Here is a 13,372-nt window from a genome sequence, read left to right as displayed (position 1 = left end):
ATGGGTATCGACCTTCCGCTGATCTGGGCCGTGATCATCATCTTCGGGGTGATGATGTACGTGGTGATGGACGGCTTCGACCTCGGCATCGGCATCCTCTTCCCGTTCGTACCGGGCGAGGGTGATCGCGATGTGATGATGAACACCGTCGCCCCGGTATGGGACGGCAATGAAACCTGGCTGGTGCTGGGCGGCGCTGCGTTGTTCGGCGCCTTCCCGCTGGCTTATTCGGTGGTGCTGGAGGCCTTGTACCTGCCGTTGATCCTGATGCTGGTGGGGCTGATCTTCCGCGGCGTGGCCTTCGAGTTCCGCTTCAAGGCGCGCGCGCACAAGCGCCACATCTGGGACAAGGCGTTCATCTGGGGCTCCTTGGTGGCGACCTTCTTCCAGGGCGTGGCGCTGGGCGCCTTCATCGAAGGCTTCAAGGTGGTGGACCGCAAGTTCGTCGGCGGCAGCCTCGACTGGCTGACCCCGTTCACCCTGTTCAGCGGCCTGGGGCTGATCGTCGCCTATGCGCTGCTGGGCTGCACCTGGCTGATCATGAAGACCGAAGGGCCTCTGCAGCAGAAGATGCACGACCTGGCCCGGCCACTGGCGCTGGTGCTGCTGGCGGTGATCGGTATCGTCAGCCTGTGGACGCCGATCGCCTACCCGCAGATCGCCGATCGCTGGTTCAGCATGCCCAACCTTGTGTGGTTCATGCCGGTGCCGCTGCTGGTGCTGGTGACGTTTTACGCCTTGCTGCGGGCGGTACAGCGCAATGCCCACTACACGCCGTTCCTGCTGACCCTGGTGCTGATTTTCCTTGGATACAGCGGCCTGGGCATCAGCCTGTGGCCGAACATCATTCCGCCGTCGATCAGCATCTGGGACGCCGCAGCGCCACCGCAGAGCCAGGGCTTCATGCTGGTGGGCACGCTGTTCATCCTGCCGTTCATCCTCGGGTACACCTTCTGGAGCTACTACGTGTTCCGCGGCAAGGTCACCCATGACGATGGCTACCATTAGGAGCGCGCGGTGATGAACGTCGAAGAGAAGAAGCCGCTGTGGCAACGCCTGGGCTGGCTGGTGCTGATCTGGGCTCTGAGCGTGGCGGCGCTGGGGGTGGTGGCGTATGGCATGCGCCTGTTCATGAGCGCGGCGGGGTTGAGCACCCACTGAGATGGCACCGGCTTTGCCGGTGTTCGCGGGGCAAGCCCGCTCCTACAGGAACGCGCACGTTTGGCACTGAACCTGTAGGAGCGGGCTTGCCCCGCGAAAGGGCCGCAAAGCGGCCCCAGCCTTTACTTGCGCGCTTTCAAAACCACGAACTTAGGCGTCGCCGCCACCTGTTCCACCCCGCGGAACAACCGCGCCAGCTTGCTGTGGTAACCCAGGTGGCGGTTACCGACGATATACAGCGCCCCGCCCACCACCAGCGCCTCGCGGGCCTGCTGGAACATGCGCCAGGCCAGGAAGTCGCCGACCACCTGCTGCTGGTGGAACGGCGGGTTGCACAGCACCACGTCCAGTGACTGCTTGTCGATGCCGGCCAGGCCATCGGCGGCGTGGATATCCGCTTCACGGGCGCCCAGCGCAGCCTGCCAGTTGTCCCGCGCCGACTGCATCGCCATGTACGACTCGTCCACCAGGGTGTAGTGGGCATCGGGGTTGGCCAGGGCGCTGGCGATGGCCAGCACGCCGTTGCCGCAGCCAAGGTCCGCCACCCGGGCGTTGCCCAGGCCTTGGGGCAAATGCGGCAGGAAGGCGCGGGTACCGATATCCAGGCCTTCGCGGCAGAACACGTTGGCGTGGTTGACCAGCTCCAGCGCCGGCTTGTCCAGGCGGTAGCGGCTGGGGTAGGGCGACTTGACCTGAGGGCGCTCGGCCACCGTTGCGGTGAGCAGGCGGGCCTTCTTTTGCGCAAGCGAGGCCTGCACCGGGCCGATGTATTTTTCCAGCAGGTCGCCGGCGGCCCGTGGCAGGTGCTTGATCATCGCCCCGGCAATCACTTCGGCGCCCGGTGCCAACTGGCCCTGCAGGCGAATCAGTTGCTCCTCGAGCAGGGCCAGGGTTTTCGGCACGCGCACCAGCACACGGTCGAACGGGCCCTGCCAGGCTTCGTTGGCGGGCACGAACGGCACCGCATCGAAAGCCTTGCCGTTGCGCGCCAGGTTCTTTTCCAGGGCCATGCGTGCCAGGTGCGAGTCGCCGCTGCTGGTGACGTCCAGCGTGCCTGCCAGGCTGGCGGCCAGGGCGCCGAAGCTGTCGTTGAGCACCAGCACCCGCCAGCCCGGCTGCGGCGCCTGGGCGGCCAGGTGTTCCAGCAGGTACTGGTCGGCGGCGTCGAAGGCCAGCAACGGGTCGTTGGCCTGCTCCGGCTGGCGGATCAGGTCGAGGTCGGCGAAGGGGCTGTTGAACGAGGGCATGGCGTGGCTCTGCTGCGAATCTGCCCGGCGCGCGGCGCGGCGGGCTTGAGGCGGGCGATTCTACAGGGGTTTGCCGGTTGCGGGGGCTCGGGCTGTCAGAGCAGGCCGCGCAAGGCGGCAATGGCGACGGCGCCGGCCTTGTTGGCGGCATTGGTCTTGGTGATCACGCTGCGGATGTGGAAGTTCACGGTGCTGGTGGAAAGCGACAGGATGGTCGCCACATCCGAAGCGGTCTTGCCGGCGGCAGACCATTTGAGCACTTCCAGTTCGCGCTCGCTCAGGTGCGGGGCGGGGCTGATCCTGGCCAGGTGATGTTCGCTGAGCACGGCGTGCAGAGTGTGGCACAGCCACATGACCTGGGCGCCCTTGGCGTAGAGTTCGCGCAATACGACTGCACCGTGCCGGCGGCTGACGCTGAGCTGGCTCTCGTTGTGCCGCTGGTCGAGCACCGACTGGGTCCAGCCGTGGGTGATGCCATGGGCACGCGCCGCCTCACGCAGGTGCGGTACTTCCTCGAACAGCGCATCGCTCCACAGCAGCGGCAGCGTGCTTTGGTGGCACTTTGATACTGTCGGATCTATCTTGATGAAATGGTCCTGGCGGTAGCGATCATTCCACTCACGCGGGTAGTTGTTATAGCTGATGATCTGTGGCGCATGGGCAGCTGCGTGCAGGTGCAAAGTCAGGCCGACAAACTCCATGTCCAGGGCTTGCACCAGTTCAACCGCGCGGGCAAACAGTTGCTGCGGCTCGGCGTACTGTGCAAATTGCTCGAGCTGCTCACATGACCACTGTGTCATCGATGAAACTCCGTCTGATCCCTTGGATCCGATTTCCGTAATGCACGGGCGAAGTGTAGGAAATGTCCTCACCCTGTGCTCGGTTTTTTTGCTATAGCACGTAGGTATTTTTAGCTGCCTGTCGTCTGAGTCTGGCGATGCCCTACAAACCGGCGGTTTTTATCCGCGGCGCTTTGCGCGACACTTGGCGCATCTGATTCCAGGAGCCCAAGATGACCGCCAGCGCCGACAAGTTCACCCGCCAGACCCTGCTCGATGTCCAGCCGCTGACGCCGAACCTGTTCAGCCTGCGGGTTACCCGCGACCCGGGCTTTCGCTTCCGCTCCGGGCAGTTCGCCCGCCTGGGGGTGACCAAGGCCGATGGCAGCGTGGTGTGGCGTGCCTACTCGATGGTCAGCGCCCCCCATGACGAGTACCTGGACTTCTTCTCCATCGTGGTACCTGGTGGTGAATTCACCAGTGAGCTGAGCCGCCTGGGGCAGGGCGATACGTTGTTGATCGACCGTCAGGCGTTCGGCTTTCTGACTCTGGACCGTTTCGTCGGCGGGCGTGACCTTTGGTTGCTGGCCACCGGTACGGGCATTGCGCCTTTCATGTCGATCCTGCAGGACTTCGAGGCCTGGGAGCGTTTCGAGAACATCAAGCTGGTGTATTCGGTACGCGAAGCCAGAGAGCTGGCCTACGTGAAGGAAATCGCCGAACTGGAGCAACGCGAGTACCTGGCCGAGTTCGCCGGCAAGTTGCAGTTCATTCCGGTGGTCACCCGCGAGCAGTATCCGGGGGCTTTGAACCAGCGCATCACCACGCTGATCGAGAACGGCGGGCTGGAGAAGGCCGCAGGGCTTGAGCTGTCGCCGGAGCATTCACGCATCATGCTGTGCGGCAACCCCGAGATGATCGACGAGACCCGCAAGGTGCTCAAGGCCCGTGACCTGCAACTGAGCCTGAGCAAGCGGCCGGGGCAGGTGGCGGTGGAGAATTACTGGTAAATCCCAATGCTCACGCAAACCCTGTCGGAGCCGGCTTGCCGGCTCCTGCAGGTGATAAGGCCAGGACGGTTTGATCAGGGCAAGCGGTCCTGATTCTGCGCCTTGAGCAAATCGCGAATCTCGGTCAGCAGGGTTTCCTGCGGGGTGGGGGCCGGCGGCACGCTGGGTGCCACGGCCTCTTCGCGCTTGAGGCGGTTGATGGCCTTTACGCCCATGAAGATGGCGAAGGCGATGATCACGAAGTCGATCACGGTCTGGATGAACTTGCCGTAGGCCAGCACCACCGCCGGTACATCGCCTTCGGCCGCCTTGAGCACGATGGCCAGGTCGCTGAAGTCGACGCCGCCGATGATCAGGCCCAGCGGCGGCATCACCACGTCGCCGACGAACGACGAGACGATCTTGCCGAAGGCTGCGCCGATGATGATACCGACGGCCATGTCGACGACATTCCCCTTGACCGCGAAGGCCTTGAATTCATTGAGCATGCCCATGTTCGATTTCCTTGTAACAAATGGTGAGGTAGAGGCAGTGTAAGCCACTGTAACGCTTCATGCGCTGGGTACAGGGCTGTTGACTTCGGTTAGAACGAATAGTTTTGTCGCATCCCGGGGCGTCCGGGGCACGTGCCAGTTCGGCTATCATGGCGGTTTTTTCCAGGAGACCCCGCCCATGGCCAAGGCCAAGCGCTTGTATGGCTGCACCGAGTGCGGCGCGACCTTCCCCAAATGGGCTGGCCAGTGCGGCGACTGCGGTGCCTGGAACACCCTGGTCGAGAGCATGATCGAAAGCGGCGGCGCTGCGGCCCCCAGCGGGCGTGCCGGCTGGGCAGGGCAGCAGGCGCAGATCAAGACCCTGGCCGAGGTCAGCGTCGAGGAGATCCCGCGTTTCACCACCAGCAGCACCGAGCTCGACCGGGTGCTTGGCGGTGGCCTGGTGGATGGCTCGGTGGTGCTGATCGGCGGCGACCCTGGCATCGGCAAGTCGACCATCCTGCTGCAGACCCTGTGCAACATTGCCACCCACATGCCGGCGCTTTACGTCACCGGCGAAGAGTCGCAGCAGCAGGTGGCCATGCGCTCGCGGCGCCTGGGCCTGCCCCAGGACCAGCTCAAGGTCATGACCGAAACCTGTATCGAGGCGATCATCGCCACCGCCCGCCAGGAAAAGCCCCGGGTGATGGTGATCGACTCGATCCAGACCATCTTCACCGAGCAGTTGCAGTCGGCCCCAGGCGGCGTGGCCCAGGTGCGCGAGAGCACCGCGTTGCTGGTGCGCTACGCCAAGCAAAGCGGCACGGCGATCTTCCTTGTCGGCCACGTCACCAAGGAAGGCTCGCTGGCAGGCCCGCGTGTGCTGGAGCACATGGTCGACACCGTGCTGTATTTCGAAGGTGAATCGGACGGCCGCCTGCGCCTGCTGCGCGCGGTGAAGAACCGCTTCGGCGCGGTCAACGAACTGGGCGTGTTCGGCATGACCGACCGTGGCCTGAAAGAGGTCTCCAACCCTTCGGCGATCTTCCTCAACCGCACCCAGGAAGAAGTGCCCGGCAGCGTGGTCATGGCCACCTGGGAAGGCACCCGGCCAATGCTGGTGGAGGTACAGGCGCTGGTGGACGACAGCCACCTGGCCAACCCCCGGCGGGTCACCCTGGGCCTGGACCAGAACCGCCTGGCCATGCTGCTGGCGGTGCTGCACCGCCATGGCGGCATCCCCACCCACGACCAGGATGTGTTCCTCAACGTGGTTGGCGGGGTCAAGGTGCTGGAGACCGCCTCTGACCTGGCGCTGCTGGCGGCGGTGATGTCGAGCCTGCGCAACCGCCCGCTGGCCCATGACCTGCTGGTATTTGGCGAAATCGGCCTGTCGGGCGAAGTGCGCCCGGTCCCCAGCGGCCAGGAGCGCCTGAAGGAGGCCGCCAAACACGGCTTCAAGCGTGCCATCGTGCCCAAGGGCAACGCGCCGAAGGAGCCACCCGCCGGCTTGCAGGTGATTGCCGTGACGCGCCTGGAACAAGCCCTGGATGCACTGTTCGAGTAGCGCGCCTTCTTGCAACTGATTCTCAATAGCCAGTAGCATAGCCGCCACCTTGCGACCACCCCATGGAGTGCGTGTGGCGGAGTTCGACCTCAAGCGGCTGTTTCTCAAGCACGCGAAAAACCTGCAGGCCATGCTCTCGCGCAAGGTGCGCGACCCGCAGCTGGCCGCCGACCTGGTGCAGGACAGCTTCCTGCGCCTGGCCGAGCAACAGCACCTCGACCAGATCGACAATGCCCAGGCCTACCTGTACCGCACGGCCCATAACCTGATGGTCGACCACGTGCGCCAGCAGCAGCGGCGCAAGACCGACCTGGTGCCCCACGAGGCGCTGGAAGGCATTGTCGAAGAGCGCCCCGGGCTCGATGAACAGGCCGCCCGCGAACAACACCTGCGCCGCCTGCAGGCGATTCTGTCTGAGCTGCCCGAGCGCACCCGCCAGGTGTTTCGCCTCAACCGCCTGGAAGGCATGACCCACGCCGAGGTCGCCCGCCACCTGGGTATTTCCGACAGCTCCGTGCAGAAGCATCTGGCCAAGGCCCTGGCCTATGTGATGCAGTGCCTGCAGGAAACCGAATGACCAACGGTTTACTGAAAAACCCTGCCTCAGACGTCAGCCCAGACATAACCAGATCACGAGAGAACCGTGTGAGCAGCCAGAACGAGCAAGCCATCCGCGAGCAGGCCGCCGAATGGGTGGTGCTGCAGGGCGCCGGCCCCTTGAGCAGTGCGCAGCAGCAGGCGTTGGAGCAGTGGTGCGCAGAGGACCCGCGCCACGCCCAGGCCCATGCGTTCGCCCAGGCGACCTGGGCCGACCTCGGCCAGCTGGCGAGCCTGCCGATGCCTGCGCCCGCTCGGCGCGGGCAGGTGGTACAGGTGGCTGCGCCGGTCATCCGCCGGCGCAGGCCCCGCCTGCGCCAGGCCGTGGCCTGTTGTGCGCTGGTGCTGGTAGCAGCGCTGGGTGTCGAGCAAGGCCCGCAATGGCTGTTGAGCTGGCGTGCCGACTACCTCGCTGCGGCGGGTGAAGTGCGGCGGGTCACGCTGCCAGACGGCAGCCAGGTCGACCTCGACAGCCGCAGCGCGCTGCAACTGGCCTTCGATGGCCAGCAGCGGCGGGTGCGCCTGCTGGCCGGTGACGCGGTGTTCAGCGCCGCCCCGGTCACGGCGGCAGAGCCAAGGCCGTTCGTGGTGGAGTATGCCGGTGCCAGCAGCCAGGCCCTGGGCACGCGCTTCGTGGTCGGCGCGGCGGGCGAGGGCGGTTGGGTCGGCATGCTCGAGCACAGTGTCGAGGTGACGCTGCAAGTACCGCCCGATCAAGGCAGCGCCCGCCAGTTGCTGCGCGAAGGCCAGGCGCTGCGTTATGACCAGGCCCAGGGTATTCGCCTGTGGCCGGGCCGTGACCTGCAGCGGGCCACCGACTGGCAGCGCGGCGTACTGGTGTTCGAACGCCAGCCGCTGGCCGAGGTGATCGAGCGCCTGAACCGTTACCGCGCCGGCCGCCTGCTGGTGATCGACGGTGCCTTGGCCCGGCGCGAGGTCAGTGGCGTGTTTCGCCTCGACAACCTCACCGCAGCCCCAGCGGTACTGGCCGCCGAGCTCAAGGCCGAGCGCCTGGAATTGCCGGGCCTGACGCTGATTTACTGAGCGAGCGAAAAAATCTGCAATTTGCGTTACTGAGTTTGTGTAGCTTGCTCGTCTGATTGTTGAGATTGATTTTCATTACTAGAAATCGCCAACAAAAGACGAGACGCGCAGTGAGCACGCAAACCCTTCAACCTCGCAGGCCCCTGGGCCGCATCGCCCTGGCCGGCAGCCTGGCCCTGGGCGCCTTGGCCCTGCCGATGGGGATCGGCATGGCCCAGGCCGCAACGCCCGGTAACACCGCCAGCCAGCAGCTGGTGCAGTTCGACATTCCCGCGCAGCCACTGGACCGCGCCGTGCTGGCCTACGCCGAGCAGTCCGGGGTGCAGGTGTTCTTCGACAGCCGCAAGCTGGCCGGGCTGCACAGCGAAGGCCTGCGTGGCAGCTACAGCGCTGAGGGCGGCTTGCGCCAGCTGCTGCTGGGCATGCCGGTGCGCTACCACTTCAGCGCCCCCGGGCAGGTGGGGTTGGAGCGCCTGGAAGCGTCCGGCGAAGCCATGGAGCTGGGGGCCACCCATGTCGAGTCCAACCGCGGCGCCGACTGGGTGTACCAGACGCCACGCTCCACCAGCGTGATCACCCGTGAGCAGATCGACAAGCGCCCGCCGCGCCACGCCGCCGACATGCTCGAGGAAACCGCCGGCGTGTACACCGCGGTGGACCAGCGCGACCCGGGGCTGTCGGTGAACATCCGCGGCGTACAGGACTACGGCCGGGTCAACATGAACATCGACGGCATGCGCCAGAACTTCAACGTCAACGGCCACCAGCAGCGCAACGGCGTGATGTTCATCGACCCCGAGTTCATCAGTAACGTCGAGATCGAAAAGGGCAGCCAGTCGGGCATGGGCGGCGCCGGCGTGCTCGGCGGCATCGCCAGCTTCAACACCGTGCAGGCCAGCGAGTTCCTCGGCCCTGGCAAGGAGTTCGGCGGGCGCATCCGCGCCGGGCACGGTATCGGCGAGCTGGGCAACGGTACCTACTTCAACGGCAGCGGCGTGTTCGCCTTCGGCAACGAGGTGGGCGACGTGCTGCTGGGCATGAGCGAACGGCACTTTGGTGACTACCGCGCCGGCACCAACGATGCCGACAACCTGGGCACCAACATTCGCAACAAGAACCTGTTCCCCGAGGCCTGGCAGGACTGGCTGGAGTCCGAGGTGGGCGACATGAGCAGCGTCACCCGCTCGCAGATGATCAAGCTCGGTCTGAACCTGCCCCAGGACCAGCGCGTGCAGCTGAGCTACATGGCCACCGACACGGACAGCAAGGACGCCTGGACCTACCAGGACGAGAACAACCGCTACTACTACATGCGCTCGGCCAGCAATGACATTACCGCGAAGAATGTCGCGCTCGACTACAGCTACACACCTGACGACGACCTGATCGATTTCAAGGCCAAGCTCTATTACGTCACCACCCGCCAGGACCGCTGGAACGCCGGCAGCACCGCAAGCCAGGCCAGCGGTAACTACTACGGCCCCTACCAGGACCGCTTCCAGACCGACACCTGGGGCCTGCAGTTGCAGAACACCTCGCGCTTCTACTTCGGGCAGCACGATACCCTGAGCTTCAACTACGGCACCGAGCTGTTCCAGGACACCTTCAAGCCTTCGAGCGAGCGGGTTCCGGCGCCCAACGAGCACACCAACCCCTATGCCAGCGGCGCGACCCCGCAAGGCAAGCGGGTCATGGCCAGTGTGTTCGGCGAGTTGAAATTCGAGCACGGCGACTGGCTCACCCTGGACGCCGGCTTGCGCTACGACCGTTACCGCCTCAGCGGACAGACCGGTTTCACCGCCTTCATGCTGCCCACCGGCGGCCCCGCGGTGGACCCGGAGTACGTGAGCACTGACCTGTTGTTCGACGTGAACCAGGAGGCGGGGCGCTTCTCGCCGACCTTCGGCATTGGCGTGAAGCCGGGCCTGGACTGGCTGCAGTTGTATACCCGCTGGGGCCGCGGCTGGCGCCCGCCGTCGGTGACCGAGGCGTTCATGAGCGGCAAGCCCCACGGCGGTGGCAACGAGATGGTCTACCCCAACCCGTTCCTCAAGCCGGAGACCTCGCACAACTGGGAGGCGGGCTTCAACATCTTCAAGGAGTCGCTGTTTCGCGACGGCGATCGGCTGGGTGCCAAGGTGGCGTACTTCGACACCCGCATCGACAACTTCTCGTTCCTCGACATCAACGTCGATCTGCCCGGCACCGCTGGCGTGATCGGCACCTCGCTGGGCCGTAATGCCTACCAGAACAACCTTGAAACCACGCGTTTTCGCGGGGTCGAGTACTCGCTGGATTACGACGCCGGCGGCTTCTACAGCCAGCTCAGCTACACCCACATGATCGGCAGCAACGACTTCTGCTCCAAGCAGCTGTACATGGGCGGTGCACAGTCGCGCACCCAGGTCGGCACCGAGTTGCGCCCGGTGGACTTCGGCGGCGTGATCATCATGCTGCCGTTCCCGGTGTACCAGGTCGGCGGCGACCCGGCCCTCGATGCCCGGGTGATGTGTGGGCATGTCATGGGCAACGCCAGCTACATGCCGGCCGACCGCGGGGCGCTGACGGCCGGCCTGCGCTTCTTCGACAACACCCTGGATGTCGGCATGCGCCTGCGTTTCAGCAAGGGCAATGGCGAGAACCTCAATGCCCAGGGCTACAACCAGATCGATCAAGCACTGTGGCCCCGGTACGAGGTGTACGACCTGTACGCCAGCTACTGGATGACCGAAAACCTGAACATCGGCCTGTCCATGGAGAACGTCACCGACCAGGCCTACTTCGTCGCCATGGGCGACGCCAACAACCTTTCGCTGGCCCGTGGTCGCACGCTTACCGGCATGTTCGAGTACCGCTTCTGATTCACACCGGGTTCGCCCTTTCCGGGCAACACGAAGGCAGGGAATACGCCTTCGTCCAATGCTGTAACGTCAACGAGGAATTGAAATGACTCTGTCCGTCAACTACGCCGCCACCTTCGCCAACGTCTCTGTCGACAGCTACCTGGCCTTCTGGTCCACCAGCTTCAAGACGGCCGACCACGGTTCGAGCAACACCGGCGGCTTCAGCAACGGCACCTTCTCCGGTGACCAGTACGCCATCAGCGGCTCCGGCTCCAGCTACGCCTTCATCGCCGACAGCGATACCAGCAATGGCCTGAACTACGTGTTCAACCCGGCCCTGCCGGCCAGCAGCACCCAGAACCACTACCTGTGGGGCGAACTGGACAACGTCTCGCTGGGTCAGCAACTGGGCGGCGGCGGTGGCAGCGACTACAGCCTGAGCAACTTCGTGGTCACCTTCGGCGGCCTGGACCTGAGCTCGGCCCTGGGTGATGGCCGCGTGGCCGGTGCCAACGACGTGCACGACGTGATCTACGGCCTGATGCAGGGCAACACCAGCGCGCTGGAATCGGTACTGGACAACCTGCTGGCCGACTACGGCGTGTCCACCAACAACACCTTCGCCGACATCAGCGCCGCCCTGGCCGCAGGCCCGGTCAGCACTGTCTCGGCCGACGCCGTTGGCGTGCAGGCGCTGCCTGAGGACCTGGCCCTGGCGGCCTGAGCCCAGGCATGAAAAAGCGAATGGCAGGTCACCCTGACATTCGCTGATCTGCTGCATTACCCCGCAGCCCGTGTCTTTGCCGGGCCCAGGCTGCGGTGGTGCGAATTTTGTGGCGTAGGTGGCGCGAACGCAATCGCCTGCCTGCGCCTTGTGCGAGGTTTCCAACAAATGCGAACCGCTCCCGCTGCGGTCAACGAAGTGCTGCAGGCGCTCAAGGCCTGCCGCGCAGGCCTGGGTAACGTCGCCCTGTTCACCGCCGTGATCAACCTGCTGATGCTGGCGCCGGCACTGTACATGTTGCAGGTCTACGACCGGGTGTTGTCCTCGCGCAACGAGATGACCCTGCTGATGCTCAGCCTGATGATCATCGGGCTGTTCGCCTTCATGGGCCTGCTGGAGTGGTTGCGCAGCCAGGTGGTGATCCGCCTGGGCACACAGATGGACATGCGCCTGAACCCCCGGGTGTTCGAGGCCGCCTTCGAAGCCAGCCTGGCCGGGCACAAGGGCGCGGCCGGGCAGATGCTCGCCGACCTGACCAGCCTGCGCCAGTTCGCCACCGGCCAGGCGCTGTTCGCCTTTTTCGATGCCCCGTGGTTCCCGGTGTACCTGCTGGTGATGTTCCTGTTCAGCCCCTGGCTGGGGCTGATGGCGGTGGTCGGCGCGGTGCTGCTGATCGTGCTGGCCTGGGCCAACGAGCGCTTGACCCAGGCGCCGTTCGCCGAGGCTGGGCAGCTGTCGCAGCAGGCCGGCCAGCAGGCCAGCGGCAACCTGCGCAACGCCGAAGTGATCGAAGCCATGGGCATGCTGGGCGCGGTGCGCCAGCGCTGGGCGCAGTTACACCATGGCTTTCTCGCCCGGCAGAGCCTGGGCAGCGAGCGCACTGCGGCGGTGACCGCCGTGTCCAAGAGCGTGCGCCTGGCCTTGCAATCGCTGGTGCTGGGCCTGGGGGCGTGGCTGGCCATCGAGCAGTTGATCACCCCGGGCATGATGATCGCAGGCTCTATCTTGATGGCCCGGGTGCTGGCGCCAATCGACCAGTTGATCGGCGCCTGGCGTCAGTGGGGCGCGGCGCGCCAGGCCTACCAACGGCTCAACGAGCTGCTGCGGGCGCAGCCGCCGCGCCCGTCGGGCATGCCACTGCCGGCGCCCAGCGGGCGGCTGAGTGTCGAGGCACTGACCGCGCTGCAACCGGGCACCAAGCGCCCGTGCCTGAGCAACCTGGGCTTCGAGCTGGCGGCCGGCGAGTCGCTGGGCATGCTCGGCCCGTCCGGTTCGGGCAAGTCGACCCTGGCCCGGGTGCTGGTGGGCGCGCAGCGCGCGGCCAGTGGCAAGGTGCGCCTGGACGGCGCCGAAATGAGCCAGTGGGACCGCCAGGCGCTAGGCGCGCACATCGGCTACCTGCCGCAGGACGTACAGCTGTTCGCCGGCAGCATCGCCGAGAACATCGCCCGCCTGGGGCCGGTGGACGCCCAGCAAGTAGTGGCCGCCGCGCAATTGGCCGGGGTGCATGACATGGTGCTCAAGCTGCCGGCCGGCTACGACACCCAGCTGGGCGAGGGCGGCATGGGGCTGTCCGGTGGCCAGCGCCAGCGCATTGGCCTGGCCCGGGCGCTGTACGGGCTGCCGGCGCTGATCGTGCTGGACGAGCCCAACTCCAACCTCGACGAGGCCGGCGAGCGGGCCCTGGTCGAGGCCATCGCCAAGGTGCGCGAGCTCAAGCGCACCTTGATCCTGATTACCCACAAGCCGGCGCTGCTGGCCGGGCTGGACAACCTGCTGATGCTGCAGGCCGGCCAGTTGCAGGCCTTCGGCCCGACCGCGCGGGTGCTGCAGGATGTGCAGCGCAGCGCCCGCCCGGCCGCACCGGCACCTGCCCGGGCTCCGGTGGGGCTGAGCATGACCTTTGCCCAGCCGAGAGCGTGAGACC

At 65.6% G+C, this 13,372-nt stretch carries 12 protein-coding genes; 9 read left to right on the top strand and 3 right to left on the bottom strand.

All coding sequences use genetic code 11. The features are described from left to right. Both cydB and KSS94_RS23425 read left to right on the top strand, forming a co-directional pair. Positions 1–1,008, top strand: a complete 1,008-nt coding sequence (gene cydB, locus KSS94_RS23430; RefSeq protein WP_217840416.1) for a cytochrome d ubiquinol oxidase subunit II — start codon at positions 1–3, stop codon at positions 1,006–1,008. A 12-nt stretch (positions 1,009–1,020) separates the two neighbouring features. Next, positions 1,021–1,161 (top strand): DUF2474 domain-containing protein, encoded by a 141-nt coding sequence (locus KSS94_RS23425; protein WP_217840415.1) that lies wholly within the window; start codon positions 1,021–1,023, stop codon positions 1,159–1,161. 122 nt (positions 1,162–1,283) lie between these two features. Here KSS94_RS23425 and KSS94_RS23420 read toward each other — a convergent pair whose 3' ends face one another. Beyond that, positions 1,284–2,408, bottom strand: coding sequence for a methyltransferase (locus tag KSS94_RS23420; protein WP_217840414.1), 1,125 nt, complete (start codon positions 2,406–2,408; stop codon positions 1,284–1,286). A 95-nt stretch (positions 2,409–2,503) separates the two neighbouring features. After that, positions 2,504–3,208 carry an autoinducer binding domain-containing protein gene (locus tag KSS94_RS23415; protein ID WP_217840413.1) on the bottom strand — a complete coding sequence of 235 codons (705 nt, stop codon included), beginning with the start codon at positions 3,206–3,208 and terminating at the stop codon, positions 2,504–2,506. A 212-nt stretch (positions 3,209–3,420) separates the two neighbouring features. Between KSS94_RS23415 and KSS94_RS23410 the strand changes: the two genes are divergently transcribed. Beyond that, entirely contained in the window at positions 3,421–4,197 is a 777-nt protein-coding gene (locus tag KSS94_RS23410) for a ferredoxin--NADP reductase (protein ID WP_217840412.1), read from the top strand. Between the two features lie 74 nt (positions 4,198–4,271). On the opposite strand, the gene mscL is transcribed toward KSS94_RS23410, so the two are convergent. Beyond that, on the bottom strand, positions 4,272–4,691 hold the full coding sequence (gene mscL, locus KSS94_RS23405; RefSeq protein WP_217840411.1) for a large-conductance mechanosensitive channel protein MscL: 420 nt from the start codon (positions 4,689–4,691) through the stop codon (positions 4,272–4,274). 178 nt (positions 4,692–4,869) lie between these two features. On the opposite strand from mscL, the gene radA reads away from it, so the two are divergent. From radA to KSS94_RS23375, 6 genes are all read left to right on the top strand, one after another. Further along, on the top strand, positions 4,870–6,237 hold the full coding sequence (radA, locus tag KSS94_RS23400) for a DNA repair protein RadA (RefSeq protein ID WP_217840410.1): 1,368 nt from the start codon (positions 4,870–4,872) through the stop codon (positions 6,235–6,237). A 73-nt stretch (positions 6,238–6,310) separates the two neighbouring features. Further along, positions 6,311–6,814: an RNA polymerase sigma factor gene (locus KSS94_RS23395; protein WP_217840409.1), complete on the top strand. Its 504-nt coding sequence runs from the start codon at positions 6,311–6,313 to the stop codon at positions 6,812–6,814. A gap of 68 nt (positions 6,815–6,882) precedes the next feature. Next, entirely contained in the window at positions 6,883–7,878 is a 996-nt protein-coding gene (locus KSS94_RS23390; protein WP_217840408.1) for a FecR family protein, read from the top strand. Positions 7,879–8,075: 197 nt separating this feature from the next. Beyond that, positions 8,076–10,739: a TonB-dependent receptor gene (locus KSS94_RS23385; RefSeq protein WP_217843653.1), complete on the top strand. Its 2,664-nt coding sequence runs from the start codon at positions 8,076–8,078 to the stop codon at positions 10,737–10,739. Positions 10,740–10,824: 85 nt separating this feature from the next. Then, positions 10,825–11,445, top strand: coding sequence for a heme acquisition protein HasA (locus KSS94_RS23380; protein WP_217840407.1), 621 nt, complete (start codon positions 10,825–10,827; stop codon positions 11,443–11,445). 168 nt (positions 11,446–11,613) lie between these two features. Continuing rightward, positions 11,614–13,368 carry a type I secretion system permease/ATPase gene (locus KSS94_RS23375; RefSeq protein ID WP_217840406.1) on the top strand — a complete coding sequence of 585 codons (1,755 nt, stop codon included), beginning with the start codon at positions 11,614–11,616 and terminating at the stop codon, positions 13,366–13,368. The last annotated feature ends 4 nt before the right edge of the window (positions 13,369–13,372 follow it).

The organism is Pseudomonas fakonensis (assembly GCF_019139895.1).
Taxonomy (GTDB): domain Bacteria; phylum Pseudomonadota; class Gammaproteobacteria; order Pseudomonadales; family Pseudomonadaceae; genus Aquipseudomonas; species Aquipseudomonas fakonensis.
The sequence above is the reverse complement of the archived record's forward strand: the minus strand, read 5'-3'. Positions and strand labels throughout refer to the sequence as shown.

What these genes read in the sequence shown, in the direction of transcription:
- radA (WP_217840410.1), top strand. Translation starts at nt 4,870, where the DNA reads ATGGCCAAGGCCAAGCGCTTGTATGGCTGCACCGAGTGCGGCGCGACC.
- mscL (WP_217840411.1), bottom strand. Translation starts at nt 4,691, where the DNA reads ATGGGCATGCTCAATGAATTCAAGGCCTTCGCGGTCAAGGGGAATGTC.
- KSS94_RS23410 (WP_217840412.1), top strand. Translation starts at nt 3,421, where the DNA reads ATGACCGCCAGCGCCGACAAGTTCACCCGCCAGACCCTGCTCGATGTC.
- KSS94_RS23375 (WP_217840406.1), top strand. Translation starts at nt 11,614, where the DNA reads ATGCGAACCGCTCCCGCTGCGGTCAACGAAGTGCTGCAGGCGCTCAAG.
- KSS94_RS23425 (WP_217840415.1), top strand. Translation starts at nt 1,021, where the DNA reads ATGAACGTCGAAGAGAAGAAGCCGCTGTGGCAACGCCTGGGCTGGCTG.
- KSS94_RS23420 (WP_217840414.1), bottom strand. Translation starts at nt 2,408, where the DNA reads ATGCCCTCGTTCAACAGCCCCTTCGCCGACCTCGACCTGATCCGCCAG.
- KSS94_RS23415 (WP_217840413.1), bottom strand. Translation starts at nt 3,208, where the DNA reads ATGACACAGTGGTCATGTGAGCAGCTCGAGCAATTTGCACAGTACGCC.
- cydB (WP_217840416.1), top strand. Translation starts at nt 1, where the DNA reads ATGGGTATCGACCTTCCGCTGATCTGGGCCGTGATCATCATCTTCGGG.
- KSS94_RS23385 (WP_217843653.1), top strand. Translation starts at nt 8,076, where the DNA reads ATGGGGATCGGCATGGCCCAGGCCGCAACGCCCGGTAACACCGCCAGC.
- KSS94_RS23380 (WP_217840407.1), top strand. Translation starts at nt 10,825, where the DNA reads ATGACTCTGTCCGTCAACTACGCCGCCACCTTCGCCAACGTCTCTGTC.